This window comes from Novosphingobium soli, assembly GCF_042432915.1.
Lineage (GTDB): Bacteria > Pseudomonadota > Alphaproteobacteria > Sphingomonadales > Sphingomonadaceae > Novosphingobium > Novosphingobium soli.
In genome coordinates, this window is sequence record NZ_JBHLWK010000053.1 from 1 (window position 1) to 3,277 (window position 3,277).

General features: G+C 62.6%; 3 protein-coding genes and 2 pseudogenes. 3 read left to right on the forward strand and 2 right to left on the reverse strand.

The features are described from left to right. Positions 1-607, reverse strand: a 607-nt coding sequence (locus ACFFJC_RS21245) for a Tn3 family transposase (protein WP_379489240.1), incomplete at its 3' end; no start/stop codon positions are given. A 92-nt stretch (positions 608-699) separates the two neighbouring features. On the opposite strand from ACFFJC_RS21245, the pseudogene ACFFJC_RS21250 reads away from it, so the two are divergent. Further along, a pseudogene (locus ACFFJC_RS21250) lies at positions 700-1,921 on the forward strand (IS256 family transposase). Between the two features lie 42 nt (positions 1,922-1,963). Here the strand turns inward: ACFFJC_RS21250 and ACFFJC_RS21255 are convergent. Continuing rightward, positions 1,964-2,197, reverse strand: a pseudogene (locus ACFFJC_RS21255) (ISAs1 family transposase); the annotation flags it as partial. A gap of 369 nt (positions 2,198-2,566) precedes the next feature. Between ACFFJC_RS21255 and ACFFJC_RS21260 the strand changes: the two are divergent. Together ACFFJC_RS21260 and ACFFJC_RS21265 are read left to right on the forward strand one after the other, a co-directional pair. After that, positions 2,567-2,953 carry a DUF3768 domain-containing protein gene (locus tag ACFFJC_RS21260; protein ID WP_037508600.1) on the forward strand — a complete coding sequence of 129 codons (387 nt, stop codon included), beginning with the start codon at positions 2,567-2,569 and terminating at the stop codon, positions 2,951-2,953. A gap of 126 nt (positions 2,954-3,079) precedes the next feature. Beyond that, positions 3,080-3,277: hypothetical protein (locus ACFFJC_RS21265; protein ID WP_379489241.1), on the forward strand; the 198-nt coding region annotated here is incomplete at its 3' end.

The following is a 3,277-nucleotide window of genomic DNA, read 5'->3' on the forward strand; positions in this document are numbered from 1 at the left end:
AGTAGATGCAGGTCGCCTGGCGCTCCATGTGCCAGTAGATCATGACGCCACGGCCGCGGTAGCGGACATGCCATTCCGCCATCAGATTCTGATCCCACGCACCGACCTTCGTGGAATCCGACGCGCATGCGGTCCCCGCCTCACCCCAGATGCGCTGGTCGCGCGTCGCGAGGATCGCGTTGGTTACCAACGCGGTTGCGCTGCGCAGCGCCTCCTTGTGGATGAAGCGACGCCGGACGTGCAATAGTTCGGCATAGCTCGCGGCCTCCGTTCCTGTGCTGACCCGCTTCAGGCCGGCATTGGTGCCGAGACCGTAGAGGCACAGGACAAGACGCCGGCGGAGTGTATCGGCATCGATAACGACCCGGTCGCCCGACGCCGTGAACTCATCGAGGAATCCGGTTTGCCGGGCGGTCTCCATCAGCACGTCGATCAGGTCCGTCATCGGCCAGCGCCGTTCGAGTTCTGTCTTGATAGCCTCCAGATTGAGCGCTGCCGGCAGCGGCTCGAACGGTGTGATCGAAATCCGGTTCTTGCCCTGCTGTCGAAGTCGCACCTTGGCATTGCGCGGCATCTTCCGGTTCAGCGCGCCGAGCGCTTCGGTCATCTGTGCACGAAGTCCGGCGACAAACGCCCCTGCGTGGGACTGTCAGGAATTTCGTGTGCGGCGAGGCATAATGGGCAACAAGGAGACCCAATATGTCACGACGGAAAGAACCCTCGATACCCAACGACATTCTCGATCAACTGCTGGCCGGCACTGACGCAGCAGCAGCGCTCAGCCAGGGCGGCCTGCTCGATACATTGAAGAAGGCATTTGCCGAACGGGCGCTCAATGCGGAGATGGATCACCATCTTGGCCAGGAGGAGCAAGGGACCTACAGCCGGAACGGCTATGGCCGCAAGACGGTGACGACCGACGGGGGACGGATCGAGATCGAGGTGCCGCGTGATCGGGCGGGCAGTTTCGATCCGCAGCTGATCGCAAAATATCAGCGCCGTTTCCCCGGTTTTGATGACAAGATCATCTCGATGTACGCGCGCGGCATGAGTACCCGTGAGATCACCGGGCATCTGCGCGAACTGTACGGCATCGAGGCCTCACCCGACCTGATCAGCACGATCACGGACGCTGTGCTGGAGGAGGTCACGGCCTGGCAACAACGCCCGCTGGACTCAGCCTATCCGCTGGTTTTCTTCGATGCAATCCGGGTCAAGATCCGCGACGAAGGCATGGTCCGCAACAAGGCGATCCATATTGCCCTGGGCGTCATGGCCGACGGCACCAAGGTGGTCCTTGGTTTGTGGCTGGAACAGAATGAAGGGGCCAAATTCTGGCTGCGCGTCATGAACGAACTGCGCAACCGCGGCGTCGAGGATATCACTGGCCGTCGTCGATGGCCTGAAGGGCTTCCCAGACGCCATCACCGCCGTCTTCCCCGAAGCGATGGTCCAAACCTGTATTGTCCATCTGCTGCGCAACTCGATGGATTTCGTGGCGTGGAAAGATCGCAAGGCGCTCGGAACGGCCTTGAAGGCCATCTATCGGGCCGTTGATGCTGCGACCGCCGAAGAAGCCCTGACAGCGTTCGAAGCCAGCTTCTGGGGACAGCGTTATCCCGCCATCGGCCAGAGCTGGCGCCGGGCATGGCCCGAGGTCATCCCATTTTTCGCCTTTCCCGACGAGGTCAGACGGATCGTCTATACGACAAATTCGATAGAGGCCCTCAATTCCAAGCTCCGCCGCGCTGTTCGTGCCCGGGGGCATTTCCCCAATGATGAGGCCGCCACCAAGCTCCTCTATCTGATCTTGAACCGATCGGAAAAAGAGTGGAAAATGCCGCCGCGTGAGTGGAACATGGCGAAGGCGCAATTTGCCGTGCTCTTCGGCGAACGTTTCATCAGGGCCATGACGGCCTGATGGTCAACCGCCTCGCCGCACACGAAATTCCTGACAGTCCCGTGCAAGGGCCTGCTGCGCACCGAGCACCTCGTTGCGGCCGGGCGCCAGGCGCTGACCAATCACCAATCGGGCTTCGGCCGCCCATATGTTGACCAGATGGAGGGGCACAGCCTTGCGACCGCGCTCATAAACGCCGCGCAAAGCCTTGCCGTCAATCGCCACCACGCCCTTCAACACTCCGGCAAAAGCCGCAGAAAACCGGGTAAAGGCCGCCTCGAACGGCTCCGGTGCCAGCAGACCATCAGCCGCGCATCGTCGAGCTGGTGATCGCCGCTCGCGACGCACGCAACGCGCCCTCCTGACGGGACGCGCTTGCGCGCGACAATGCCGTGCGGAGATCCGCACCGCGTATCGTTCACCGCTCGCGCTGCGCGCGATCGGCGCCAGGGGAACACCAAGGGCGCCGCCCTTTCGTTCCCGAACGACAATCGACCGCCCGTGTAATCCGCCAAGCGCGGCGCCCGTCGCGTCGCGCCGGCCGCGCTAGAGCGGATCGCCCGCGCCAGCGGTAGATTCTCGCTCCCCCTCCCCATCCCGTCCTCGCCGGACAGGCAGGGCCGTGAGGCCGAGCGGCCTTGCGGCCTGCCAGAAGGAGGATCAGCGATGTATAGCCCCGAACAACTCGACACCATCCGCCGCCTGAATGACGCAGCGCGTCAGAGCCCCGGCGTCACGTCGTGCGCCAACGTCACGCAGGGCTTTCTTGCCCTCCCCGATGCGGATTGCTTCAAGGCCGTATCGGCGATCGTCGGTTTTACCAAGTTTGACGGCGACAACGACCCCTATGGTGAGCATGATTTCGGCGCGGTCTATCGCCTAGCGAGCGGTGAATGGTCGCAAGAGCGGCCGAGCGATGGCACGGCCATTTCCGAGACGGTTTTCTGGAAGGTGGATTACTACGACAACACGCTGACCTATGGTAGCGAAGCACCGTGGGATGCGCAGCAGACCACGCGCGTTCTGACGGTCATGCTGGCGAGCGAGTATTAACGGCCCCGATCCGGCGATCCGCGCTCAACCAAGCGCGGATCACGGCGCGCATCCGCCTCGCTCACACATGATTTGTTGAGGAGTCGCCTTGGAAGGCGTAGGGTTAAGAGCAGAAAGGATGACGCGATGGCCCAGATCGATCTTGAGACGTTGCGCGAGCGCATCCGCCAGATGGATTTCCAGCGCGGCACCCCCGAGCAGATCGCCCTTTGGCGGGAGGACGTAGCGGAAGCGCGTGCCAATCTCGCCATGGAGGACATGACGCCGACCATCGACGAAGACGCGATGTTCGCGATGATGCTCGACGAGGGCGTTCCGCCTGCC

Excerpts from the sequence above, each read along its gene's own strand:
- ACFFJC_RS21260 (WP_037508600.1), top strand. The coding sequence starts at position 2,567 with ATGTATAGCCCCGAACAACTCGACACCATCCGCCGCCTGAATGACGCA.